The 24203-nt window shown below is 37.1% G+C and carries 24 protein-coding genes and 3 tRNA genes; 13 read left to right on the top strand and 14 right to left on the bottom strand.

The annotated features are described in order from the left end of the window. Window positions 1-34: 34 nt before the first annotated feature. The gene (gene ispD / locus STA7437_RS09930) at window positions 35-715 is read left to right on the top strand and encodes a 2-C-methyl-D-erythritol 4-phosphate cytidylyltransferase (RefSeq protein WP_015193254.1); all 681 of its coding nucleotides are present in this window, start codon (window positions 35-37) and stop codon (window positions 713-715) included. Here the strand turns inward: ispD and trpA are convergent. The 3 genes from trpA to ndhL all read right to left on the bottom strand — a co-directional run bounded on the left by trpA (window position 712) and on the right by ndhL (window position 2527). Then, on the bottom strand, window positions 712-1506 hold the full coding sequence (gene trpA, locus STA7437_RS09935) for a tryptophan synthase subunit alpha (RefSeq protein WP_015193255.1): 795 nt from the start codon (window positions 1504-1506) through the stop codon (window positions 712-714). The genes ispD and trpA overlap by 4 nt on opposite strands. Window positions 1507-1853: 347 nt before the next feature. Further along, on the bottom strand, window positions 1854-2171 hold the full coding sequence (locus tag STA7437_RS09940; RefSeq protein ID WP_015193256.1) for a DUF3007 family protein: 318 nt from the start codon (window positions 2169-2171) through the stop codon (window positions 1854-1856). 128 nt (window positions 2172-2299) lie between these two features. Next, window positions 2300-2527 (bottom strand): NAD(P)H-quinone oxidoreductase subunit L, encoded by a 228-nt coding sequence (gene ndhL / locus STA7437_RS09945; RefSeq protein WP_015193257.1) that lies wholly within the window; start codon window positions 2525-2527, stop codon window positions 2300-2302. Window positions 2528-2702: 175 nt separating this feature from the next. Between ndhL and STA7437_RS09950 the strand changes: the two genes are divergently transcribed. Then, window positions 2703-2789: transfer RNA gene (locus STA7437_RS09950), tRNA-Leu, on the top strand. 171 nt (window positions 2790-2960) lie between these two features. Here the strand turns inward: STA7437_RS09950 and STA7437_RS09955 are convergent. Then, window positions 2961-4145, bottom strand: a complete 1185-nt coding sequence (locus STA7437_RS09955) for an RNA-guided endonuclease InsQ/TnpB family protein (RefSeq protein WP_015193229.1) — start codon at window positions 4143-4145, stop codon at window positions 2961-2963. 51 nt (window positions 4146-4196) lie between these two features. On the opposite strand from STA7437_RS09955, the gene tnpA reads away from it, so the two are divergent. The 4 genes from tnpA to STA7437_RS09975 all read left to right on the top strand — a co-directional run bounded on the left by tnpA (window position 4197) and on the right by STA7437_RS09975 (window position 10129). After that, window positions 4197-4598, top strand: a complete 402-nt coding sequence (gene tnpA, locus STA7437_RS09960) for an IS200/IS605 family transposase (protein ID WP_015191811.1) — start codon at window positions 4197-4199, stop codon at window positions 4596-4598. Window positions 4599-4634: 36 nt separating this feature from the next. Next, window positions 4635-6074: an ABC transporter substrate-binding protein gene (locus STA7437_RS09965; protein WP_015193258.1), complete on the top strand. Its 1440-nt coding sequence runs from the start codon at window positions 4635-4637 to the stop codon at window positions 6072-6074. Window positions 6075-6266: 192 nt separating this feature from the next. Continuing rightward, on the top strand, window positions 6267-7607 hold the full coding sequence (locus STA7437_RS09970) for an ABC transporter substrate-binding protein (protein WP_245562101.1): 1341 nt from the start codon (window positions 6267-6269) through the stop codon (window positions 7605-7607). An 86-nt stretch (window positions 7608-7693) separates the two neighbouring features. Next, window positions 7694-10129: a hybrid sensor histidine kinase/response regulator gene (locus STA7437_RS09975; RefSeq protein WP_015193260.1), complete on the top strand. Its 2436-nt coding sequence runs from the start codon at window positions 7694-7696 to the stop codon at window positions 10127-10129. Window positions 10130-10334: 205 nt separating this feature from the next. On the opposite strand, the gene STA7437_RS09980 is transcribed toward STA7437_RS09975, so the two are convergent. Continuing rightward, the gene (locus STA7437_RS09980; RefSeq protein WP_171815450.1) at window positions 10335-10616 is read right to left on the bottom strand and encodes a small RNA NsiR4-regulated ssr1528 family protein; all 282 of its coding nucleotides are present in this window, start codon (window positions 10614-10616) and stop codon (window positions 10335-10337) included. 296 nt (window positions 10617-10912) lie between these two features. On the opposite strand from STA7437_RS09980, the gene STA7437_RS09985 reads away from it, so the two are divergent. Continuing rightward, a complete protein-coding gene (locus tag STA7437_RS09985) occupies window positions 10913-11284 on the top strand; it encodes a hypothetical protein (protein WP_015193262.1) in 372 nt (123 codons plus the stop codon). A 216-nt stretch (window positions 11285-11500) separates the two neighbouring features. On the opposite strand, the gene gor is transcribed toward STA7437_RS09985, so the two are convergent. Continuing rightward, window positions 11501-12862, bottom strand: a complete 1362-nt coding sequence (gor, locus tag STA7437_RS09990; RefSeq protein ID WP_015193263.1) for a glutathione-disulfide reductase — start codon at window positions 12860-12862, stop codon at window positions 11501-11503. Window positions 12863-13048: 186 nt separating this feature from the next. Here gor and STA7437_RS09995 point away from each other — a divergent pair, with 186 nt between their 5' ends. Then, window positions 13049-13822, top strand: a complete 774-nt coding sequence (locus STA7437_RS09995; protein WP_015193264.1) for a PFE-CTERM domain-containing protein — start codon at window positions 13049-13051, stop codon at window positions 13820-13822. A 77-nt stretch (window positions 13823-13899) separates the two neighbouring features. Here the strand turns inward: STA7437_RS09995 and dps are convergent, their stop codons facing one another. The 3 genes from dps to STA7437_RS10010 form a co-directional block, all read right to left on the bottom strand. Then, window positions 13900-14406 (bottom strand): DNA starvation/stationary phase protection protein Dps, encoded by a 507-nt coding sequence (gene dps / locus STA7437_RS10000; RefSeq protein WP_015193265.1) that lies wholly within the window; start codon window positions 14404-14406, stop codon window positions 13900-13902. A 4-nt stretch (window positions 14407-14410) separates the two neighbouring features. Further along, window positions 14411-14731 carry a ZIP family metal transporter gene (locus tag STA7437_RS26860; RefSeq protein WP_015193266.1) on the bottom strand — a complete coding sequence of 107 codons (321 nt, stop codon included), beginning with the start codon at window positions 14729-14731 and terminating at the stop codon, window positions 14411-14413. 79 nt (window positions 14732-14810) lie between these two features. Next, window positions 14811-15341 carry a peroxiredoxin gene (locus STA7437_RS10010; RefSeq protein ID WP_015193267.1) on the bottom strand — a complete coding sequence of 177 codons (531 nt, stop codon included), beginning with the start codon at window positions 15339-15341 and terminating at the stop codon, window positions 14811-14813. Between the two features lie 292 nt (window positions 15342-15633). On the opposite strand from STA7437_RS10010, the gene STA7437_RS24835 reads away from it, so the two are divergent. Beyond that, the gene (locus STA7437_RS24835; RefSeq protein WP_015193268.1) at window positions 15634-17151 is read left to right on the top strand and encodes a protein kinase domain-containing protein; all 1518 of its coding nucleotides are present in this window, start codon (window positions 15634-15636) and stop codon (window positions 17149-17151) included. A gap of 10 nt (window positions 17152-17161) precedes the next feature. Here STA7437_RS24835 and STA7437_RS10020 read toward each other — a convergent pair whose 3' ends face one another. Continuing rightward, entirely contained in the window at window positions 17162-18100 is a 939-nt protein-coding gene (locus STA7437_RS10020) for an SGNH/GDSL hydrolase family protein (RefSeq protein WP_015193269.1), read from the bottom strand. A gap of 205 nt (window positions 18101-18305) precedes the next feature. Between STA7437_RS10020 and STA7437_RS26565 the strand changes: the two genes are divergently transcribed. The 3 genes from STA7437_RS26565 to STA7437_RS10035 all read left to right on the top strand — a co-directional run bounded on the left by STA7437_RS26565 (window position 18306) and on the right by STA7437_RS10035 (window position 18698). Then, window positions 18306-18446 (top strand): hypothetical protein, encoded by a 141-nt coding sequence (locus STA7437_RS26565; RefSeq protein ID WP_015193270.1) that lies wholly within the window; start codon window positions 18306-18308, stop codon window positions 18444-18446. Between the two features lie 67 nt (window positions 18447-18513). After that, window positions 18514-18598, top strand: a tRNA-Tyr gene (locus STA7437_RS10030). Window positions 18599-18626: 28 nt separating this feature from the next. Further along, window positions 18627-18698: transfer RNA gene (locus tag STA7437_RS10035), tRNA-Thr, on the top strand. 192 nt (window positions 18699-18890) lie between these two features. On the opposite strand, the gene STA7437_RS10040 is transcribed toward STA7437_RS10035, so the two are convergent. Next, window positions 18891-20372 (bottom strand): hypothetical protein, encoded by a 1482-nt coding sequence (locus STA7437_RS10040; protein WP_015193271.1) that lies wholly within the window; start codon window positions 20370-20372, stop codon window positions 18891-18893. A gap of 229 nt (window positions 20373-20601) precedes the next feature. On the opposite strand from STA7437_RS10040, the gene ylqF reads away from it, so the two are divergent. Beyond that, a complete protein-coding gene (gene ylqF, locus STA7437_RS10045; RefSeq protein WP_015193272.1) occupies window positions 20602-21447 on the top strand; it encodes a ribosome biogenesis GTPase YlqF in 846 nt (281 codons plus the stop codon). On the opposite strand, the gene STA7437_RS10050 is transcribed toward ylqF, so the two are convergent. The 3 genes from STA7437_RS10050 to STA7437_RS10060 all read right to left on the bottom strand — a co-directional run bounded on the left by STA7437_RS10050 (window position 21444) and on the right by STA7437_RS10060 (window position 23954). Further along, window positions 21444-22433: a succinylglutamate desuccinylase/aspartoacylase family protein gene (locus STA7437_RS10050; RefSeq protein ID WP_015193273.1), complete on the bottom strand. Its 990-nt coding sequence runs from the start codon at window positions 22431-22433 to the stop codon at window positions 21444-21446. The two genes, ylqF and STA7437_RS10050, sit on opposite strands and share 4 nt — an antisense overlap. A gap of 85 nt (window positions 22434-22518) precedes the next feature. Continuing rightward, complete coding sequence (gene rimK / locus STA7437_RS10055; protein ID WP_015193274.1) at window positions 22519-23448, bottom strand: 30S ribosomal protein S6--L-glutamate ligase; 930 nt, start codon at window positions 23446-23448, stop codon at window positions 22519-22521. A 26-nt stretch (window positions 23449-23474) separates the two neighbouring features. Beyond that, window positions 23475-23954, bottom strand: a complete 480-nt coding sequence (locus tag STA7437_RS10060) for an ATP-dependent zinc protease family protein (protein WP_015193275.1) — start codon at window positions 23952-23954, stop codon at window positions 23475-23477. Between the last annotated feature and the right edge of the window lie 249 nt (window positions 23955-24203).

Raw genomic sequence — 24203 nt, forward strand, 5'->3', positions numbered from 1 at the left:
CCTAAACCGTTTATTTTTTAGGGAAAAATCGTAAATGTATTTATTAATTCCTGCTGCGGGAATGGGTCGTCGAATGGGTAGCGATCGCAATAAACTTTTATTACAATTGCAGGGAAAGCCTTTACTAGCCTGGACTTTACTAGCAGCAGAGTCTGCTCAAACTATTCAATGGATTGGGATTATGGGGCAACCCCTTGATTTTCCCAATTTTAAGGCGATGATTACTCAACTTTCTTTAACTAAACCGATTGAACTGATCCAAGGTGGCCAAACCCGTCAAGAGTCGGTTTATAATGGCTTACAAGCTCTACCAGATACAGCCAAGCAAGTTTTAATCCATGATGGAGCAAGATGTTTGGCTACACCAGATTTATTTGACCGTTGTGCGGATGCTTTGGCGGATTGTCAAGGTTTGATTGCAGCCATTCCCGTCAAAGACACGATCAAAATTGTTGATAGTTCGGGATATATCCAGGATACCCCAGACCGCAGCAAGCTCTGGGCTGCCCAAACTCCCCAAGGATTTGAGGTTCAATTATTAAAACAAGCTCATCAAAAAGGGCGTCACTTGGGGTGGCAGGTAACTGATGACGCTGCTTTGTTTGAAAGATGTCAACTCCCGGTCAAAATTGTGATGGGAGAAGAAACCAACCTCAAAATTACCACTCCTGTAGATCTCGCGATCGCGCAATTTATTCTTCAGCAACGAGGCTAAGAAATTGCCTGTTTTAAACTCCGACAAAAATCACCAATTTCTTTTAACCCTTCCTTCGGGTTTTCTGAAGCTAAACGTTTAACAAAAGCACTACCAACAATGGCTGCATCAGCCCCCCATTCCTTGACTTGTTTGGCTTGTTCGGGAGAGGAAATGCCAAATCCTACTCCAATCGGTTTATCCGTTACTGAGCGCAAATCAACCAATAAATCGCCTACGCGAGTAGCAACTTGAGTTCGCATCCCAGTCACACCAGTTACAGAAACTAAATAAATAAAACCTTGGGATTTAGTTGCGATCGCTTTAATTCTCTCAATCGGGCTAGTGGGGGCAACTAATAGTGTAACTTCGATCCCCAATTCTGTAGCTGGTGTCAGCAGTATTTCTGCTTCTTCTAAAGGAAGATCGGGAACAACTAAACCTTGTACTCCTGCTGCCTTAATTTTCTCCAAAAAAGTTTTTATTCCCAAATAATAAATGGGATTGTAGTAATTAAAAAGAATAATCGGAATCTCAATTTCTGTTCTTACTTCTTTAACTACTGCCAAAACATCATCTAACGTTACTCCTTGTTGTAACGCCCTGGTAGCAGCAGCTTGAATTGTAGGGCCATCCGCCAGAGGATCGGAATAAGGCACACCTAATTCAATTAGATCGGCTCCATTATTTGCCAGCACTTTTAAAGCTTTAACTGTTGTTTCCAAATCAGGATCGCCAGCAGTAATAAAAGGAATTAAAGCGCATTCAGAACGTTGCTTAAGAGCTTGAAAGCAGGCAGAAACAGAAATCATAGCTATTAAAAGTAAAAAGTAAAAAAGGGACTAAAAGGATGTCGCTTCGCTCCGATTGGGTTGGTCGCGCTTTCATGAGGGGCTGTCTGCGGAATTCACTTCCAGACCCTTCGCGTTGCTCAGGGCTTCGGCTTGAACGCCCCGTCTACAGGGACAAGCCACAATAGTTTTCAGCGCGACAATTTTCATAAAATTAAATCGATTGTGACCAGAGTACAGTACCTTCGCTCAGAAATATCTGCCAACCAAGCAAAATTGCTTCAATCAGACAAAAATAAACAGCCGTTTTGAAAAAAAGTAACTTCAAAACAGCCAAGTTAATATTTTCTCACTAATTAGGTCAAACTTCAGGAACGATCCTGAGCTTTTTTTTCCGCTTCTACTTCAGCTTGCAATTTAGCTAATTCTTCTGGGGACATTTCTGATAGACGCTTTTCTAAAACTGCATCTTCGTATTCTTCAAGCTGTCGATTATAGGTCATATTTTTAGTAAAAACCCGAAATAAATAGGTTACTAACCAACCAAATAACCCAGCTACTAAAATAGTTTGTGTCCAAATACCAGCAGAAAGATCATCTACTCCCACAAATTGCAAGATTAGATAAATCATTCCGCCAGCTATAAAGACACCCAAAGCGATCGCAATTACATCAATTCTACGCATTTTCAATAGTTCCAAAACTCAGTTTTTTGCCATCCTCAAAGTAATCAACTTTCCAGAAAAATTTTGCTAGTTGGTTTTATTTTCTTGAGTAATGACTTCAAATACCAAGCCTGACAAAAACATTTTATTTAAACAGCGCGACGCTTGGGACGGAAATTGAGAAAGGGACTTAATAGTAACATTCCAGGAAAACACAGAAAAACTAAAAAGTACATAAATACCCTCTCAATCGAACTAGCCACATACCAGCGACTTTTGAGATAAAAATAAATCATTGCGGGTAGCACTAATAAATAAACACCGCTCAAAACTAAATATATTAAAGCGACTAGAGTAGTAGTTTCTATTGCTAGCATAACCAGTCTATTGATTGAATCTCAATTATTGTAACCTGTGGAGTAGAATGAGGTTATTTTTGAGGCTTAATCAAACAAAAAAAATTTTTTCTGGAAATCAGTGTTGCAATATACTCAATTTACTGTATTATAAATAAGGCTTAAATAAATAACTCGCTTAACTAAGCAGAAGTTAGGGGGTGTGGCGGAATCGGTAGACGCTGCGGACTTAAAATCCGTTGACCTTCAACAAGTCGTGAGAGTTCAAGTCTCTCCACCCCCATATAGAAGTTATTTAACTGGTGTCTAGCCTTGCGCTCTCAGCAACTTATTAAACGTCAACTTATTCGCTCAAAAATCGCTCACTTAACCTTCAGTCTATCTTAAGAGAACGAGTAAATTTATCTCCTCATCAACTCTTTAAATTCATGTCTAATCTGTAAACTTGACATACTCACTGGGCTGAAGCCGCAGTGATTCTTGACACTTCATCGAGTCCTGCCAGCGAACTGGTCCTACAGTCTCTCTGCGTCCGTTTAAGGTCGTGGCAATGCCCTATCCCGACCATTTCTATATTTTTTGCTGCATTTTCGTCTCTGTCTTGCTCTATACCGCAACTCAAACAGACTACAAAACGTACTGAAAGATCGATCTTCCCCCACCTGAAACCACAGTCACAGCAAACTTGGCTAGTCGGTTGCCATCTATCAATCGTTTGAAATGTCCGACCAGACTTTTCCGACTTAGCTTCACACAAATTTCTAAACTCTCGCCAGCCTTGCAAACTAATCGCTCTGGCTAATCGACGATTCTTAACCATTCCTGACACATTTAAATCTTCCAAAACAATCACTTGGTTGTCGTTAACTGTTTTAGTCGATAGTTTATGTAGAAAATCTTTCCGAGTCTCGGCAATCCGATTATGCAGTTTGGCAATTTGAAGACGAGTCTTATTTCTCCGTTTAGAGTCCTTTTGTTGGCGTGCTAACTTCTTCTGTAGTTTGCGAACTTTACGATTCTGTTTCGAGTAGTCGGGGCTTGTTGCCTTAAAGCCATTGCTCATCACAGCAAACGTTTTGATACCCAAATCAATTCCAATACTTTGATTTTTAGCCTCAACTTGATTAGGTACAACCTCAACTACAAAGCTTAGAAAATAGCGTCCAGCACAATCTTTAATCACAGTTACAGAACTTGGATGTGAGGGAAGTTCTCTAGACCAAACTGGCTTTAAATTACCAATCTTAGCTAAATAGACTTCACCATCAGAAACCTTAAAAGCCGTATTGGCAAAGGTTGCTGACTGGCGACTCACTTTCTTCTTAAATTTAGGTGAGCCTACTTTGCTGCCTTTTCTCTTTCCATTTCTGGACTCGAAAAAGTTCTTGTAGGCAGTGTCTAATTGTCTTAAGGATTGCTGCAATGGGACAGAAGAAACCTCCCTTAACCATTCTCTTGTTTCGAGTCTTTTGGTTTGAGTCAACCTGGCAGCAAGCTTGTTATACCCTGGCAGCTTTTCCGACTCCTTGCAGAAAGCTAAGGCATCATTCCAGACAACTCGAACACAGCCAAACAGTTGAGCTAAACTCACCTGTTGTTGGATGGTTGGGTAAAATCTGTATTGATATCGAGCTTTCATCGCTTATAATAAGATTGGTCTGTGATTCGATTATACATTGGTCTGTTAAAAATGACAACTCAACTTCGCCAGGAAAGACACAGCGTATCTGACCTTAAGATTCACTTGGTCTGTGTAATTAAATACCGTAGGTCGATTCTAACGGCTGAAAGCCTGAGCGTAATTGAGAAATCTTTTGCGGAAGTTGCGCGAAAGATGAATTTCAAAATTCTGGAATTTAATGGAGAATCTGACCATATCCATGCGCTCATTGAGTTTCCTCCAAAGTTGTCTGTATCGCAGATGGTTAATGCTTTAAAAGGAGTCTCTAGTCGTCGCTATGGTCAAGCAGGGTTTAAAAAGCCTTACGGAAAGGACGCTCTGTGGAGTCCAAGCTACTTCACTTCAACCGTAGGCGGCGCACCTCTTGAAGTCTTAAAGAAATACATTCAAAAGCAAGAAAAGCCCTGCTAGAAGCACGGGGTTTTAAACCCAAAATTTTCGATAAATATGTTTGCAATCTTTTTCAATAAATATTTCAAATATATTTTGATTTCAGGTGCTATCTGTTTAACAATTGTTGCTTGTGTCAATTTTTCTCAATCTGAGAAATTAGTATCTGAGTCTGGAAAGCTATCTCAGTCAAGTCAATCGTCACAAGTCGGTGTTCCTGCTCAAAAGACAGTTTTGGAAATCTGGTGGGATAAAGGCTTTAATTCTGAGGAAGATGAAGCTTTACAACAATTAATCAACAATTGGGAACAGCAAAGTGGTTATCAAATTAAGTTGTCTTTTTATGGAACTGATGAACTGTTTAAGAAAGTAGAAAGACAATTGCAATCGGGAGATTTACCAGATCTAATTGCCATGTTTAAAGGAGAAAAATCTCTGACAGCACGTTTGGCGTGGGAAGGAAAATTAGCAGATGTTTCTACAGTAATTAAACCGATTGAAAATCTTTATACTAAAGACGTTTTAAAGACAGCTAATCTCTACAATGATGTTGAAAAAAAACGTAGTTATTACGCGCTGCCTATTCATCAGGCGACTATGCACGTTTATTACTGGCGAGATTTTCTAGAACAAATTGGTTATAGTGACAGTGATATTCCTAAAGATTGGGATAATTTTTGGAAATTTTGGCAAAAAGCTCAGGATGAACTGGAAATAAAACAAAAAACTAAGATTTATGGCATGGGTTTGCCTTTATCAATTGAAGCAGGAGATACTTATCAAACTTTTGAACAAATTTTAGAAGCATACAATATTCCTATTCTAGACGCACAAGGAAAGCTAAGCGTCGATCGCCCAGAGGTACGTCAAGGTATTATTCAAGTTTTAGATTGGTATAAAGAATCTTACCAAGGGGGTTATTTTCCACCTGAAGCTTTGCAATGGTTGAATCCAGATAACAATCGTAGTTTTCTGAATCGTGATGTTTTAATGACGACTAATGATACTCTTTCTATTCCAGCAGCAGTTCGTCAAGATCCCGATACTTACAAGAAAAAACTAGGTATTTTGGAGTTACCTAATAAACCTAATGGTGAACCGATGCGTTACTTAGTTACAATTCAACAAGTAATTTTGTTGGCTGATTCAAAACATCAAGAAGCAGCAAAAGACTTTCTGACCTATTTAATTAAACCAGAAATCAATGGTAACTTTTTGAAAGTTGCAGGTGGTCGTCACTCACCAGTATTAAAATCTGTTTGGCAAGATTCTTTTTGGAAAGATCGAAAAGATCCACACATTTTCACTGCTACCCATACCTTTACTAAACAACCACAGCGAATTTATTACACTTATTTAAATCCTGCTTATAGTATTGTTTTGAAAGAGAACGTCTGGGGTCAAGCTTTAAAGAAAGTGTTAGTAAATAATACTTCAAGTGAACAAGCAGCCGATAGTGCGATCGCACAAATTAAACAAATTTTTGCTCAATGGTAATCATAAAGAACTTGATCACTAACAACATTCTTCTCTAGTTCTTCTCGATTGAGTTATAGGGTTATTTTCTTAAAATGTTAACTCATAAATTTCAAATGAAATTGAACGAAACGCATTTAAATGTTAATTAAGCCAAGAAGCCGTTTTGGTTTTAAGTATAAATATATTTTTTTGTTTGTATGTATAGTTTTAATGATCATTGGTTGCTCGAATCGTCCTCAACTAATGCGATCGCCAGAAAGTCAATTTCCTTCTCAAACTTCTACTTTAAATATTTGGTGGGAAAAAGGTTTTAATTTAGAAGAAGATGAAGCTTTTCAAAAACTGGTTAAAAACTGGTCATCAAAAACTGGTCATCAGGTTAAATTATCTTTTTATACTACTAACGAATTATTAGAAAAAACTGCTAGAGCCTCACAAATGCTAGAATCTCCAGATCTAGTGTTAAGTCAAACAGGAAATTTGACTTTGTATCCTCGTTTAGCTTGGGAAGGAAAATTAGCTGATGTTTCAGAACTAATCGAGCCTGTTAAAAGTTTATATGATGAAAATGCTATCAAAGCAATTACTTATTACAATCAAGTAGAAAGTAAGGAAAGTTATTACGGGATACCGATTTATCAAGCCACTATTCAGATTTTTTACTGGCAAAAATTACTAGCAGCTTTAGGTTATTCTCAGCAAGATATTCCGCAAAATTGGGATGATTTTTGGCAATTTTGGCTTCAAGTGCAAAATCAATCCAAAAAGCAATTACAAAAAAATATTTACGCTTTAGGATTTCCTCTTTCAGTTGCTTCGTCAGATACTTATTTATTGTTTGAACATCTTTTAGAAGCTTACAATCTTACTTTAGTAGATCGCGAAGGTAACTTATTAGTCGATCAACCAGAAATTCGTCAGGGAATTATTCAATGTTTAGAGTGGTATAGCAAATTGTACCAACAAAGTTATATTCCTCCTGATGCAATCAATTGGTTGAATACAGATAATAATCGCAATTTGCTCAATCGGGTGGTAGTAATGACTCCAAATGTCACCCTTTCTATTCCTGCTGCGGTTCGTCAAGACAACGATATTTATTACAATCAATTGGGAATCTTAGAATTTCCTAAAAAACCTAATGGTCAGCCGATGCGTTATTTGTTATCAATTAAACAGGCAGTAATTCTTAGAGATTCAACCCATTCAAACCTTGCTAAAGAATTTTTACGCTATTTAATTGAACCAAACATACTTGCAGAATATATCAAAGCTTCTGGGATTAGGAATGTACCAGTTCAAAAACCTCTTTGGCAAGACCCCTTTTGGCAAAACTCACAAGATCCATATCTAACTACTACCACAAAAATTTTAACCAAATGTCCAACTCGGTTATTTTATACAGAGCGAAATCCAGCTTACAGTGTAGTATTAAAAAATAATGTTTGGGGTAAAGCATTGACTAAAATAGTAATTGATCGGATTACTCCTGAACAAGCAGCCGATAATGCGATCGCAGAAATCAAACAAATTTTTGCTAATTGGAATTGAGCGAAGCTAACAAACCAATTATTATTTGAGGAAAAAACAGCAAGTAAAATTAACTAGACAAGCAGCCGAATTATTAATAAGCACCAATGAAGCTATGGCAAAAATCTCCAGTCGATCAAGTTGTCAATTACTTTCTACTGTTGGCACTGATAACGGTTGGAGTAGTGGGAGGAGTAGCTTATTTTCGAGCTAGACAAGCTTTACAACAATCTGCTTTTAATCGTCTTAGTGCTGCTGCCAACCTCAAAGAAGCTGAGATTACCCGTTGGTTTGAAGATCAACAACGAGATTTTTTATTAACTACTCAATTACCAGAAGTCCAAAAAAATTTAAAAACTCTTCTGAATCATTCTGTTGTTAACGAGCAATATTTAAATGCTTATCAAGAAATTTCGCAATATTTAACAGAAGTAGTTAAAATAAAGCCAAATTTACAAGAAATTTATATTTTAGACCGTAGTAACAAAATTTTGCTTTCTACTAATAAAAAAAGAGAAGGAGAATATGAAATTCTTGCCAATATTACTTATGTAGAAGAAGTTAAATTAGGAGATAATTTTTCCCCTATTTTTTATGTCTCTCCTTTTACAGGCAAACCTGCAATCACTCTAGCTAAACCCATCCGTAACCAACAACAACAACGTCAAGGAATGCTGTTGATTAATCTTAATTTAGAAAGAATAGACCGCATTGTTCGGGAACGTACAGGATTGGGTGATAGTGGTGAAACTTATTTAGTTGGCTCTTTAGTGAGTAAAAATACTTTTATTTCTAGAGACACAAAAAGCGAACGTGACTTTCCTGATGGAATCAGCAGTCCAGGAATTGATGCAGCAATGAGCGGTATGAGTGGTTATGGAACTTATAACAACTATGCCAATTTCCCTGTCTTAGGAGTATATCGTTGGCTTAATGACCAAGATCTGGCTTTATTAGTAGAAATTTCTATCGATGAGGCTTATGCTCCTGCTCGTCAATTAGCCAGCACAATTATTTTAGTAGGTTTAATATCAGTTTTAGGTTTATCTGTTGGTGTTAACTGGTTATCGCGACAATTAACTTTATCTCGTCAACAATTGGAGATCAAAGCTAAAGAAGCAGAAACTGCTAATCGTGCCAAAAGTTTGTTTCTTGCCAATATGAGTCATGAATTGAGAACTCCTCTAAATGCAATTCTCGGTTTTGCTCAGTTAATGGAACGAGATGAACGTTTAACTTCTTCACAACAAGAATCTCTGGCAATTATTAATCGTAGTGGCGAACATCTTCTTAATTTGATTAACGATGTTTTGGAAATGTCGAAAATTGAAGCAGGAAGAATAGTGATGAATCAAGAATCTTTTGATTTACACCAGTTATTGCAGACGATTAGAGAAATGTTTCAATTTCGTGCTGAATCAAAACAACTATCTTTTAATTTTGTTCTAGCTTCTGATGTACCGCAATATATTGTGAGTGATTGTCGTAAATTACGTCAGGTATTAATAAATTTATTGAGTAACGCGATTAAGTTTACTGCACAAGGAGGAGTAACTTTGAGAGTTACATCAGTTGTTGCTACTGCATCTTTGACAGTTGAATCAGCCACAAAACCCATAACTATTTATTTTGAAGTAACTGATACAGGAAAAGGTATTGCACCTGAAGAGTTAAAACAATTATTTCACCCTTTTGTACAAACTGCTACTGGCATTGAATCAGAAGGAGGAACAGGTTTAGGGTTATCTATTAGTAGCCAATTTGTGGAGTTAATGGGAGGAAAGATTGAAGCTAAAAGTAAAATTGGAGAAGGTTCTAGTTTTAGTTTTTACATTCAAGCAACTCTTAGCGATGCTTCTCTACTCAAATCGAAATCTGAAGTTAAAATCAAGCATCTTGCTCCTAATCAACCTGATTATCGAATTTTAGTAGTGGACGATCAAGAAGCTAATTGTAAATTACTTGAAAAATTACTACAAACAGTAGGTTTTCAAACTCGGATCGCTCAAAATGGTCAAGAAGCGATCGCAATTTGGCAAGCTTGGCAACCTCATCTGATCTGGATGGATATGCGAATGCCTGTCATGGATGGCTATACTGCTACTGAAAAAATTAAGCAGCAGCATGATTGTAATACTGTAATTATTGCTTTGACAGCATCGGCTTTTGAAGAACAAAGAGCTAAAATTTTAACGGCTGGTTGTGATGATTTTGTCCGCAAACCCTTCCAAGAAACAATTATCTTTGCAAAAATGGCGCAGCATTTAGGTGTGAAATACATCTATCAAGAAGAAACAAGATTGAATTCTACTTCTTTAGTGACTACTGAAGATTTAAGCTTTATGTCCGAGCAATGGGTTGAACAACTTAAACAAGCTGCGATCGCTGTAGATGCCGATAGTCTGACAGAATTGATTTCTCAAATCCCTGCTACTCATCAGTCTGTAGCTTTACAATTGACAGAATTAGTTGATAGTTATGACTTTGATGCCATTATTGATTTGAGCGATAAAACTTTACCAATCATTTCTATCATAAAATAGAAACAAAATAGGTTATTTCTCTAATTTTTACTTTTGTACAGACGTAAAATGTTGCGGTGAGATCCTGCGCCACGCCAGTCGCTCCACTTGGGGATACCCCAAGACCGCGCTGGCTCACCTGCGGGCGCAAAGGAACGCTCACCAAGACACGTCTCTACTTTTTACTTCTTGCTTGTAGTTTACCAAGCACAAAAACTTCTATAATTTATTTGCCACCGTAATAAAAAGCAATTTCTTTTTCTTTAAGAGCAGCAAAATCGGCATCAATTAACATTTGATTGAGTTCTTCTTGAGCAATGTGTTTTGCGCCAATACGAACAATACGAGAACGCATAGTATTGCTTACACCACTTCTTTGCCTTCCTGCTTCTAACCCCATTACTTGGTTATATAATTCTAGTTTCTTGGCAGGAATTGGTGAACCATCCAAATCTATGCCTTGTGCGATCGCATTATCTACTGCATCAGCACCTTTAGTATCTGCCATAATTGTCATCATTTTATAACACTCAAAAGTATTGTATCAGGAAATAGCAACAATACTCTTGTTTACACCTATATTTAATTACAGTAGTTTTCGTGCTTGGTAGACTACAGGCAAGAAGTAAAAGTAAAAAGTAGAAAACAGAAGGTAACCGTAATTACTTAATATTTTTTTTACTACAATTAATCAATTTATTTCAGATTGATAAATATCTTGATCACTCAAATATATAGATCTAAATCATCGGCAACTATTTTTTTTTAATGATTATAGATAAATAGGTTGCTCAAAATTTTGTTATGAAAACAATCAATATTGTAAGAAGTATTCTTTCCTTTTTGTCTTTTAGTTTATTGATCGAAATTAGTCCTGTTTTAGCTGAAAATTATCAACTGGTTGGCTATTCTGATGATGGACAATATACCGCTTATGTTGATATTGATTCAATTGTTGATTCAGGTAATACGACAAAAGCTTTTATTCTTTGGAAAGTAGTTGAAGAAAACGAAGAAAGAGAAGAAAGTTCATTTATGGAGTTTAATTGTTCTGAAAATCAATGGCGAAGTATAGATATTCCTAATTCCCAATGGCAATTTGCTTCTCCTGAGTCTATGGGAAGAATGGTACAAGAAACTGCTTGTTCTTATTCTGATAACTATTCTTCTAATTAAACTAATTGCATTTATTTTAGAAGCGATCGCTATAAAAATTATGTATGATTAGAGTAAATCAATAACTCTTTTAACCAAACTATAAAACTAATAGTGATCGCTCTATCATTAGATAATACTTTTGTCAAAAACATAAAAGAAAATAAATCTTCAGCTAAAAAAAAGGGCGAAGGAAATTCGCCCCTACAGAAATAACAAAAAAATCGTTTATCAGAATTACCGCATGGTGACAAATTCTTCTGCCGAACTAGGGTGAATAGCTACAGTTGCATCAAAATCAGCTTTAGTTGCACCCATATTAACTGCGATCGCAACACCTTGAATGATCTCAGCAGCATCATCTCCTACCATATGTGCGCCGACTACTTTATCGGTGTTGGTATCAACGATCAATTTCATGAGGGTTTTTTCTGGCAAATCTGGCAACGTATAATACATAGGACGAAATTTACTTCGATAAACTTTGACTGCCTCTCCATATCTTTCTCTTGCTTCTGTTTCAGTTAACCCAACTGTACAAGCTTCTGGACTAGAAAATACAGCAGTAGGAACGTTATCGTAACTCATTCGATAAGATTTATCACCATAAAAATGATCAGCAAAAGCCCTTCCTTCTTTGATCGCTACAGGAGTAAGATTAATGCGATCGGTACAGTCGCCTATTGCATAGATATTTGCTTCGGCAGTTTGACTTTTTTCTCCTACTGCGATCGCGCCTTTGACTACTTCAACTTTAGTATTTTCTAAACCCAAATTTTCCAGGTTAGGAATTCTACCTGTAGCTGCCAAACTAACTGCATCGGCAACTATAATTTCTTCATGATTGTCCAAAGATTTAATGGTAATTTGCAAACCTGTTTCAATTGGTTCAATCTTCATATGGTCGCAATCACAGTTAGTGATAATGCGAATCCCTTTATGTTGCATTGCGGTTTGAATTTCTTCTCGAATATCCTCATCAAAACCTTTCAAAATTTTATCTCCACGGATGACTTGCGTTACTTCAGAACCCAAACCATTAAGAATGCAAGCAAACTCAACCCCAATATAACCACCACCAATAATCACAATTCTTTTTGGTTGTTTTTGAAGATGAAAAATATCATCAGAAGTCATCGCGTGTTCGATCCCGGTAATAGTATCTGGTTTAGTTGGTTTTCCACCCACAGCAATTAAAATCTTGTCAGCAGTGACTTTTTCTTCACCAATAGCAATCGTATGGGAATCAATCAACTGTGCATAACCGTTAAAAAGTTTAACTTGAGAATTATCTAACATTTTTTGATAGATACCATTGAGACGAGTCACTTCATTATTAACTGCCGTAATCATCTTTTCCCAGTTAAAGCTAGTTTCCCCTACTGTCCAACCGTATCCAGATGCTGCTTTAAAATTGTCAGGAAAATGGGAAGCGTATACCATCAATTTTTTGGGAACACAACCACGATTGACACACGTTCCACCAAGACGATTAAATTCCGAAATACCAACTTTTGCGCCATATTCAGCAGCGCGTCTGGCAGCAGCAATTCCTCCCGAACCTGCACCAATAACGAATAAATCAAAATCATAACTCATTTTTATATACTCCTTAAATTTGTTGATTAAAATTCGCTTTAACAATTTAACTTTACATAAACTTCATAAAATTCTTTTGTTTTTCAGTGATCTTCCTAATTTCATTATGTTTTTAGTGATTTACGATTATTGGATGATATTTCTAGTCAACAAAATTATTAAGTATTATTAAATTTTAAACAAGTCATGAAGTCGCAACTTATTTCATTAAACAATATAGGATTAATTTTAATAGGTACTACTCTATTGAGTTTTTTCCCCATTCAATCTGCTCAATCTTTTTCTGTAACTATTGGAGAGCCAGACATACCAACTTCTGCTCAATCAGGCACTTTTATGATTGATTTTGATGATGGTAATAGTACCGTTACCAACTCAGGCATAACTTACACTTATTCAGGTGACTATCAAATACTTGATGCCGATACCAATGGTGGTGCCAATAATACAGGAAAATACATCACCAATGGGCCGGGAAGTAATGCAAGCTACACTATTTCTATTGATGCTGACCAAAAATATTTTGGGTTTTGGTGGTCTGCGGTTGACCCTGAAAACATTATAGAGTTTTACGATAATAATAACTTAGTATTTAGCTTTAATAGTGATAATCTCCTAGCTTTCATCCCTCCTAATTCAAATGTAACTGCTATTAATAATGCGCCATACGATACAGACTTTTTTTACGGTAATCTTGGCAATAATACAGGTGAAGCATATTTGTTTATGAATTTCTATGCTCAAGGCACTGAAGTTTATGACCGTATTGATATCTATCAAACTGATAATACTGGGTTGGTTCAAAGTGACAACCATACTTTTTCAACAACTCAATACACTGCAACTGGCTATGAAGTACCAGTTCCTTTTGCTTTTTCCCCTGCTTTAGGATTATTGCTATCTGGAGGAGGCTGGCTAGGAATTGGATATTTTCAAAGAAAAAAAGCAGTAGATCAATAAAAAATCAATAACTAATTAATTGTGATAATTGGCAATTACAAGATTTTTACTAGCAATTGCCAATCTTTTATTATTAATTATTGATTAATCAAATGGGCTTCTAAGAACCAAAGACGCATATCAATAGTCCGAGAAATTTCAGTATACATATCTGCAGTGTCTGCATCGCCTAAGCCATCGGTAGTATCAATTGCTTCTCGAACGTGTTTAGCGTAAGCTGCATAGCGGTCTGCTAAAGCTGTAATATGTTCAATTCCTCCCACTGCATCAAGAGGATATTCAGGTAAAATTGATTCTGCTGCTGCAACACGGGCGGTTCCTAAAGCAATTCCACCGAGGGCTGTAGCTCTTTCGGCTACCATATCGATATATTCTTCCAATTCTCCTGCTAATTCGTCAAAGAGTTCGTGTAATTGATAAAAATCAGTTCCTTTGACGTTCCAGTGTGCTTGTTTGACTTGGGTTTTAAGGTCTAAAGTAGCAGCCAAACTTTTATTCAACAGTTCGACTACTTTCTCACGTACCTCAGTAGCTAAATCGATGCGAGAAGAATAGAGTTTTTGTTTAGAAACAGTGGAAACCATATTTTTAGTTCTCCTTAAATAACCTAGGTGTGATTATTCTATAAACAATTAACAATGAACAATTACTAAGAATTGAAGCAGCAAGTTGCTGAGAATATCTTTGTGCGATCGCTTCGCGCCTCGGCGTAGCCGAGATCGCAGTTTCTGTCCCAGGAACGATTAAAGAAAAGGTCGTCGCTGCTAGCATGACGCCACCGCCTAATCCTAATAATATTCCTTGCCATTGTTTTTTAAGACGAGCGATAAACAAAATTGGTAACGCACCTACTGCTGTACCTAATCCTGCGAGTAGACTAGCAACAAAACCTAAATAAATCGTTCCCATACTTTTTTTCCCAAACTAACTGTGGGATTAATAGTTCAAAGTAATCAATCAACTATCAACTCTGAACTATCAACGCTGATTATTTTTTTGCTTCTTTTAAATACGCCAACATATTATCGGCATCAGAAATATCAAACGGATCGAGAGGACAATTGTCACCAAATTCACCCTCGATAAACATTTTTTCAATCTTGCCGTCATCGACTACCATTGAATAACGCCAAGAACGCATTCCAAACCCAAGATTGTCTTTGTTGACTAGCATTCCCATTTTACGAGTAAATTCTCCATTACCATCGGGAAGCATAAATACTTTTTTAATGCCTAAACTCTTTGCCCACTGAAACATTACAAACGCATCATTAACCGAAAGACAGATGACTTCATCTACACCTTGCGCTTTAATATCCTCGTACAATTCTTCGTAACGAGGTAAATGGGTTGAAGAACAAGTTGGGGTAAATGCGCCAGGTAATGCTAATAAAACTACTCTTTTTCCACCAAAAATCTCTTCTGTGGTTTTGTCTTGCCAACGGTAAGGGTTTGGTCCTTCAATGGATTCATCACGTACTCTTGTTTTAAATACTACGTTAGGAACTCTGTCTCTCATAAAATAATTTCCTTTAAATTTAACTCGTACTCACTATGAGTTTTCTTTAAATTAATCATACTCATAACGACTATGAGTTGTCAAGGAAATTGTTTGACTTAGTTAGATTAAAAACATAGAGCAGGTAAACTGCCTTTAAAAAAAATTCTATCGAGGACAGTTTATTTGATAAGGGGTCGTTTATACCGTCTGACGTTCTACGGAATTGCCAGAAATCCAAAATGAATTGGAGTCATAGTCTCTTAGCTTTTGCCCCCGAAAGCTTGTCATTGTCTAAATTTTAGAGGAATAGATGAAAGACAAAGTTTTAAAGAATCGCTATCATCTTTTAAAAACCCTAAGTAAAAGTAATTTTAGTCAAACTTTTCTAGCAAGAGACACAGCCATAACTTCAAAACCTCGGCTATGCGTAATCAAAAAGTTAATAGTCATTGACAAGCATAATACTCGATTACTTGAGAAAATAAAGTTACTGTTTGAACAAGAAGCAGAAATTTTAAGAATATTGAGTCAAAAAAATCGACAAATTCCGCAATTTTATGACTATTTTGTCGAGGTAGGAAACTATTATTTAGTACAAGAATGGATTCAAGGAATAACGCTACAGCAAAAACTACAACAGCAAGAAACAATTCCACCAGAAGAGGTAAAAAGAATCTTAGTACATTTTTTGCCTGTGCTGGACTATATTCATAAACATGGTATTATTCATCGCGATCTTAAGCCGAGTAATATTATTCTACGTTCTGGCGATCGCTTACCTATACTAATTGATTTTGGTGTTGCTCACAAGGTAACTCCTCAAGTAGAAAACAACAAACAGCTTTATTTTTCTACAGTAGGTACTCCTGGTTATATGTCTTTAGAACAGGCAATGGGACAAGCAGATTTTAGCAGTGATCTTTATAGTCTAGGTTTAACAGCAATTCATCTACTTACAGGAAAAGAACCACTAGATTTAAGATTTGATTTAAATAGTGAAGAAATTTTTTGGCATCAAGAAGCAAGTAATTTTGATCAAGATTTAGTCAAGGTAATCAATCGTGCGATTAGTTCTAATCCTAGGCAACGCTTTTCTTCGGCGAAACAGATGCTAGCAGCATTACAAAGTTCATCGTTCAAATTAAACCTAACATCTTCAATTAACACAGTTGATACTTATTCCCAGCCTCAAACAATTCAAAAATCTTCTTTAAAAAAACCAAGAAAGCTACTGTCTTTAATTTCAATGATTGGATTAAAAGTTGCAATTGTTATTTTGGGTTTAAATAATTTTTTACCAAAACTAATTAAACAACCAACTGAATTGTCGGTTTCTTTGTTGTCTTCACCAATTGAATTACCACCTGTAGTTTCTTCGGCTGTTACTGAAGCTAAAATCACTAAACAACCGAATATTTTAAGCAATTTGCCTCTTTTTAGACCAGGAACTTCAGAAGAGCAAGTTTTACAAACTTTAGGAGAACCAATCTGGCGTAAACAAGGCTATTGGCATAATAGTATTGCTTGGTCATATCAAGATGTTATGTCCGATGGTGTAGATTTGGGATATTTATTTGATACTCAGACAAAGAAATTGCGTCAAACGGAAATTGCTTTTCCTGCTTCAACTGATCTAGAAAGTTTACAACAAGTTTTAAGCGGTTTTTTAGGAGGTAATACTCCAGATCAAATCAATCAGGGATTAAAACAAGTTTATTTTCGTAAAATGGATCAGCATTTATTTACAGTTGGTAACTTAAAAGGAATCATTCAACGTAATCAACAGAAGCGTATTTATATTGGAGTTTGGGAAGCAGATTTTCATTAGATTGGTTGGATCAAAGTTTTTCTTGGACAAACTGGCTGAGTTTTTCGGTAACTAAAGCATTGCCTTGGGGACTTAGATGAATATGATCGCGGTATAAAAATTCTGGTTGAGGAAAATCTTGAAAAATTGGTAAAAAATCAAGATAAATCAAGTTTTCAGTTTTAGCAAAATCTTGAAGCCTTTTTCTAGCTTCTTTTTCGTAATCTCGCTGTTCCTTTTCCTTCGTTTCTCTCAGTAAAGGTGTCATTGCCACGATAAACTGAGTATTTTGCTCGGTAGCTAAGATTTTAATTTCTTTAATTGCTGTTAAAATTTTACCAACGCGATCGCCTGATTCTTGTTTAATTTTTTCAAACTCAGGAATTGATTGATTTTTACCAAACTTTTGATTGTATAACTCAATTAAAGCTAAAGGCGGTTTCTGATCTGGATAATTCTTTTCTCTGCCAACAGGTAAAGGAGTTGGTAGAATACCAAACAAATCATCTGTATTAATTACTAAAATTAAAATATCGGCTTCAAATAAGCCAAAACGCTGCAAATAAGCTAATTGATTGCGAGGACTCCAAGAATTAGCTGAAACGTTTAATACTTCTACTGTTCGATTTTGAGCCAAATTAGTCTCGATTTGCCTTTCTAATAAAGTAGAAAGAGTTTCATCTTGATCTGTCCACCAACCTCCATTAACGATTGAATCACCTAGCAACATGACACGAAAAGTGGTAGCAGGTTTATCAGACGCGATCGCTTCATTCCGCATAGAATATTGATTAATTAGTATCTGATTACCCATTCTACGTAGCTTTTGATTGGGTTTGAGCAAGTAGCCGATTTCTTCGTCGGGAATATACAAAGGAGGATTGCCTAATCCCCATAACAATCGCAAACCACTTTCGACAAGAATGACAATTCCCGTCACACTAGCAAGGATAATCAAAAAGAGCTTCATCAAGACCTACAACAATCCTAATTAATATTGACAAATTGACATCCCGATCAGGACTCCACCCTATAATATAAAGGTCAGTTAAGATAACGTCATTACGAATATCTCATGTTTTGGAAATAAAGTTCCAAAGAGATGTTCTCTAATTAAACTCCGAGCAAACTAGTCTATTGTTTTGTAGCTTACAAGCGATCAGGAGCAATACATTATGTCAGATCTAAATCGTGGAATTATGAAATTTGATGGAGCAGACAAACCAGTTGTTGTCGCCGTCTCCGCAGCTTTAATTTTTGGGAGCATTCTGGTATTGATTGTGTGGGCAATTAATTCTGCTTACGCGATTAACTAAAAAATTTTTCATTTTTAGGAAAAAAATAGAAAAAGGTATGCTACTATAAACAACTGTGACACAAAAAGGGTCGATGCCCGAGTGGTTAATGGGGGCGGACTGTAAATCCGCTGGCTACGCCTACGCTGGTTCAAATCCAGCTCGGCCCACCAAAATTAATTTAAACAAGTTAATAAAATTGCCCTCGTAACTCAGGGGTAGAGTACCTCCTTGGTAAGGAGGAAGCCACGGGTTCAAATCCCGTCGAGGGCTTCTTGTTGTAAAAATACTTAATAACTTAATAAGTAATAATATAGACGTCTAATTATTCACGGCTCTTAAAAGGAGGGGCTGTCGCCTGTGGTTTCCCAGGCGTAGAGCAACGCCCCGTTGCCGAGTCGCCCGTTGCGCTAGGGTAAACCGCGTAGGCTTGCGGGCTGCCCGTGTTTTGTATCAAATAATTATTTATTTCAATAATGCCTCTCCACGTCGATATAATTCCCTGGCATAATCTGTCCAAGTTCCTTGTCCCCAATAACGGAAACAACTAGTTTCGACTAGCATGACATACAACAAAGCTTCCAAATATTCGGAACTTTGAGTAATAGAAGCATTTTGGGCAACTAAAGCATCATATTTTTGATGAAACATGGCACTGAGTTGATTCATTGGTTCGAGAACATTTTCGTAACCTCTTACCCAACTAAGATCGTTTGTCCAAGATGCCCCATCCATGTGAAATTGATGATCAGTTTCGTTTAAGTCCTGAATTGTTTTGGTTACTGCTTCTGGAGTTGCTTGATTAGGAGCTACTCTTTGCCAAATTTTATGTTGTCCGACAGCTTGACAGGTAGGATAATCTTCTTCTTTGACTCCTGCTGCTTCTAACAATTCAATGTATTCTGTCCCATTAAAACCAACCACATCACTATTACTATCTTTAATTTGATACCAAACAGGTTGAAAATCACGGGCATATTCATTCATCATTACACCGCCATTTTCGCCGTCAGCAATTTGAGTAACACAAGCAGGAACAGTGTGATTACCGAGTTGCTGTTTACCTCTGCCTTTAGCTTCGTGGTAAGGTTGCATTTGAGCGACTAATTTAGTGTCTGAACCTTGGGTTTTAATTAAAGCAGTAATACTAATAGTTTCCCCGTGAGAATTACGCGCAATTAAACAATTAGGAACATACTTATCATCGTGCCATAGTCCCGAACCATCTAACCTTTCTACCGAATGTTCTTGTACCATTAACCAACGATAACCACATTCTTTAAGAGCTTTGATGTATTCAAACAGAGTATCAGGATGATTAGGAAGATGCATTTCTGGAAGAGAAAAACCTTTTACCCGTTTGAGGGCATCAAAACCAAACACGGCAGCAAAATAATGTTGCCAAGCTTGAATCTGAAGTTTGATGTCAGGAATAGGAGTCGAGGGAACTACGGCATGACTCCACATAGTTCCTAAAAATTCTACATAGGGTTGATAATTTGGATCGCAGGCAATTTTTTTAAGGTTGTCAAGAACATCATTACGTCCCATTTGATGTAAACCCCAAAGAAGATTACCAGAATAGTCCAGCATAATCCGAGGATTGCAACCATGATTAACTAATTCAGGAATCCAATCTCCCATGCGACTATAACACCAAGCAAAGACACCAGCATTATGATTATCACCTTCTCCTTGATGTTCAAACATATATTGGAGATTACTAATTAATTCTCCATTTGCCCCTGCGGGAATAGTGGGTTGGTGCATATGAAGAGCGCAGGCAAACCCAGCTTTAATTTGATCCAAGTTTAAATTTGTTTGGGGTAAAAAAATAGGTTCGTTGTGATTTACTATCTGTTCAATTTCTGCTTCCCAACCACAGATATTAGGTAATCCTGATCTTGTTACTTCTAAAACTTTGACAGACTGTGCTGCTGCAATCATGATATTTTCCTTTATACTTACTGTTTGATGGATAACTTTTCCTCACACCAACAGCGAAACTGATCCAGTCCGATGATAAATAACAATACTGCTGAAAATAACTTAAGATTTAATTAAAATTAGCTATTTTCATAACGATGAAGTACAGTCAAGACTTTGGCATTTGTTGATGGTTAATTATTCATCATCGATCGCTCATAACTGATAAATGATAACTGATAACTGCATTATGTCTTCTCCTCCGATTCAATGGTATCCCGGTCATATTGCTAAAGCGGAAAAACAACTCCAAGAACAACTCAAACGAGTTGATGTTGTCTTAGAAGTTTTGGATGCAAGGATTCCTGTTGCTTCCCATCATCCCCAAGTAGCTGATTGGATTGGTGAGAAACCAAGAATATTAGTCTTAAATCGGGTTGATATGATTCCCAACGAAACTAAACAAGAATGGATCACCTGGTTTAAAGAGCGAAGAGAAAAACCCTATTGGACTAACGCTAAAGCGGGAAAAGGAATTAAAGCAGTTAAATATGCTGCTCAAGATGCAGGGGCTGCTATGAATCAACGCCGACGCGATCGCGGTATGCGTCCTCGTGCTGTACGGGCGGTAGTAATTGGTTTTCCTAATGTGGGTAAATCTGCTTTGATTAATCGTCTGGTGGGGCGTAAGGCAGTTGCTAGTGCGCGTAAAGCAGGAGTAACTCGTCAGTTGCAATGGGTGAGAATTTCCGATGAAATTGAGTTATTAGATGCACCTGGAGTGATTCCTTGGCGATTGGAAAATCAACAAGATGCGATTAAGTTAGCTATTTGTGAGGATATTGGTGAAGCTGCCTATGATAATCAACGAGTAGCTGCGGTTTTTGTGGATTTGTTGGTAGAGTTGGGTTTTGCTGAAGTATTACAATCTCGTTATCATCTCGATCCTTTGACTATTACAGGAGAAAGTTTTATTCAAGATTTGGCAGACAAAGTTTATCAAGGAGATAAAGAAAGAGTAGCTCGCCTTTTACTGCATGATTTTCGCACAGGGGCAATGGGGCAAATACCCCTGGAATTACCAAATGAATTTTAGTATGGTTGAGTTTTGAAAGAATTTATTGCATACGCATCTTTAATAGCTAAATTAATCATGCCATCTCCTTGATTAACCAAAGGGTTTTGATTATAACCAATCACAATGCCACTGACGCTAGCTCGAATTATCGATTTATCTTCACCAAAGGCATCAGTAATAAAACCCAATGGTTGTTTTTTTTCTACCTGTTGACCTAAACTTACTTCACGGTGAAAAATTCCCCCACGAAAAGCTCTAATCCATTTACTTTGTCGAATTTCGACTGAAGTAATTGGCGGTGGAAGTTGGGGAAATTGAGCCATCCCCAAATATTGCATCACTCTTAAAACTCCTGTAACTCCTACTTCAATAGCGTAAGGTTCAAAACGTAATGCTTCTCCACCCTCATAAAGTAAAACAGGAATACCTTGATTAGTAGCAGCTTGACGCAGTGAACCATCTCTGGTGATAGCGTGCATCATAATTGGTGCATTAAAAGCTTGAGCGCAACAATAGGTTTCTGAATCTTCTAAATTAGCCCGAATCTGAGGTAAATTCATGCGATGAATAGCTGCGGTATGGAGATCGATTCCATGAGTACTATGCTTAACAATTTCCCTCATAAATAAATTAGCCAACCGAGAAGCTAAAGAACCAGTCTCCGAACCAGGAAAAGAACGATTTAAATCTCTTCTGTCAGGAAGATAACGAGATTGTTCAATAAAACCAAACAAATTAACGATAGGAACAGCAATCAAAGTCCCAGCTAATTTTTCTGGTTGAACTTGTTCGATTACCTGACGAATAATTTCAACTCCATTAAGTTCATCCCCATGAATAGCTGCACTCAACCATAACTTTGGCCCTGCTTGTTTACCATTAATTACCGTAACTGGCAAAGATAACATGGTTTGAGTAGGCAAACGACTGACTGGGATATCTAGTCGACGTAATTGTCCTGGTTCAATAATTTCTTTGGCAATTTCAATTAGATTGACTTCCAATTGTTTTCCTAATTAACTGGTCGTTTTTACAATAAAAACACGGCTTTTGTTAAAACCGCGCAAGAAAGTAATTTATGATTTTACCTTAATATTGAATGCGATCGCGTACCCGTTTGCGAAGTTGCTCGGGATTATTGGTAGGGGAAGCATTTTTGGCAATAAAATCGATAATTTTGCCTGCGACATCCACTTCTGAAGCTGTTTCAATTCCTTCTAATCCCGGAGAAGAATTTACTTCCATTACTACCGGCCCATGATTAGAACGAAGTAGATCTACTCCTGCGACACTTAAACCCATTGCCTTAGCTGCTCTGATTGCTGTACTTTTTTCTTCAGGAGTCAATTTTACTTTTTCTGCTTGACCTCCTCGATGTAAATTAGAACGAAATTCACCTTCTGCGCTTTGCCGTTTCATAGCTGCAATGACTTTACCACCAACGACAAAACAACGTAAATCCGCACCTTTAGCTTCTTTTATATACTCTTGAACTAAAATATTGGCATCTAACCCGCGAAAAGCCTCAATTACTGATTTAGCAGCTTGATAAGTTTCAGCTAAAACTACACCAATTCCTTGAGTACCTTCTAACAACTTAATTACTAAAGGTGCGCCTCCTACAGTTTCAATCAAACCATCAATATCTTGGGTAGCATGAGCAAAGCCTGTTACTGGTAAACCAATTCCTTCCCGAGCCAGAATTTGCAGACAACGCAGTTTATCGCGAGAACGAGAAATCGCCTGAGATTCATTCATGCTAAAAACTCCCATAATCTCAAACTGTCGTACTACTGCCGTACCATAAAAGGTTTTTGACGCACCAATCCGAGGAATAATCGCATCAAAATCTTCCAAAGGTTTGCCATTATACACAACCGATGGTCGATGGGAGGCAATATTCATGTAACAACGCAGATAATTAATCACCCGCATATCATGTCCTTGTTGATCTCCTGCTTCTTTCAGCCGTTTAGTAGAGTAGAGAGAAGGATCTTGTGACAAAATAGCTATTTTCATTTTTTAAATTATTTTTTCTACTCTTACTATTTTTCTGGATGATGATAACTTTGAAGAAAAGATTTTCCTGGATCGACTAAAAAGTGATGACGAATAGCTTGTCGACCTAATAACATCCGAAAACCCATCACATCTCGATTAGTTAAGGTTAATTCAATTTGCCATTGTTGGTCACCTAATTGTACTGTAGTCACAACTACTGGTCGAAGTTGGGCGTGTCCACCAGAATTCCTAATTTGTCGATATTCTAATAATTCTGCTTCTGTTGTCACCGTCTGTTTACTATTTCGCTGATAAGGATGGACTTGAAAACGCAACATTTGTTTCCCATCGCGTCGAAATTCTTCTACGTGAAAAGTATGTAATGCAGAAGAGCGCGCACCTGTATCGATTTTAGCTTTGATTCGGTTGATACCTAGTTCTGGTAGAGCGATCGTTTCGCGCCAACCAATAATTGCTAGCTGTTTAAATTTAGATTCAGGAGAATATGTTTTGTTCTGTTTCACCTGCAATTAATTTTTGGTTGTTAGTTTTCTAGATTGAGCAAGAGTGGCTCTGGTCGAAAGTAATCCGTCACGGTTTGGTTTTTCCTATCTCTCTATCTCCCTAATTCCCTACTATTCTACGATTTTCCCAAGATAGAAACAGCCCAGGCTTTGAAGGGGCAAAGTAAATTAGCCCCACCCCCGGTCGGCTTGTACGCCCCGTCAAAAAAAACTTATTTTCTGCGGTTCTGATTAAATTGAATCATCTGT

This window comes from Stanieria cyanosphaera PCC 7437, assembly GCF_000317575.1.
Classification (GTDB): domain Bacteria; phylum Cyanobacteriota; class Cyanobacteriia; order Cyanobacteriales; family Xenococcaceae; genus Stanieria; species Stanieria cyanosphaera.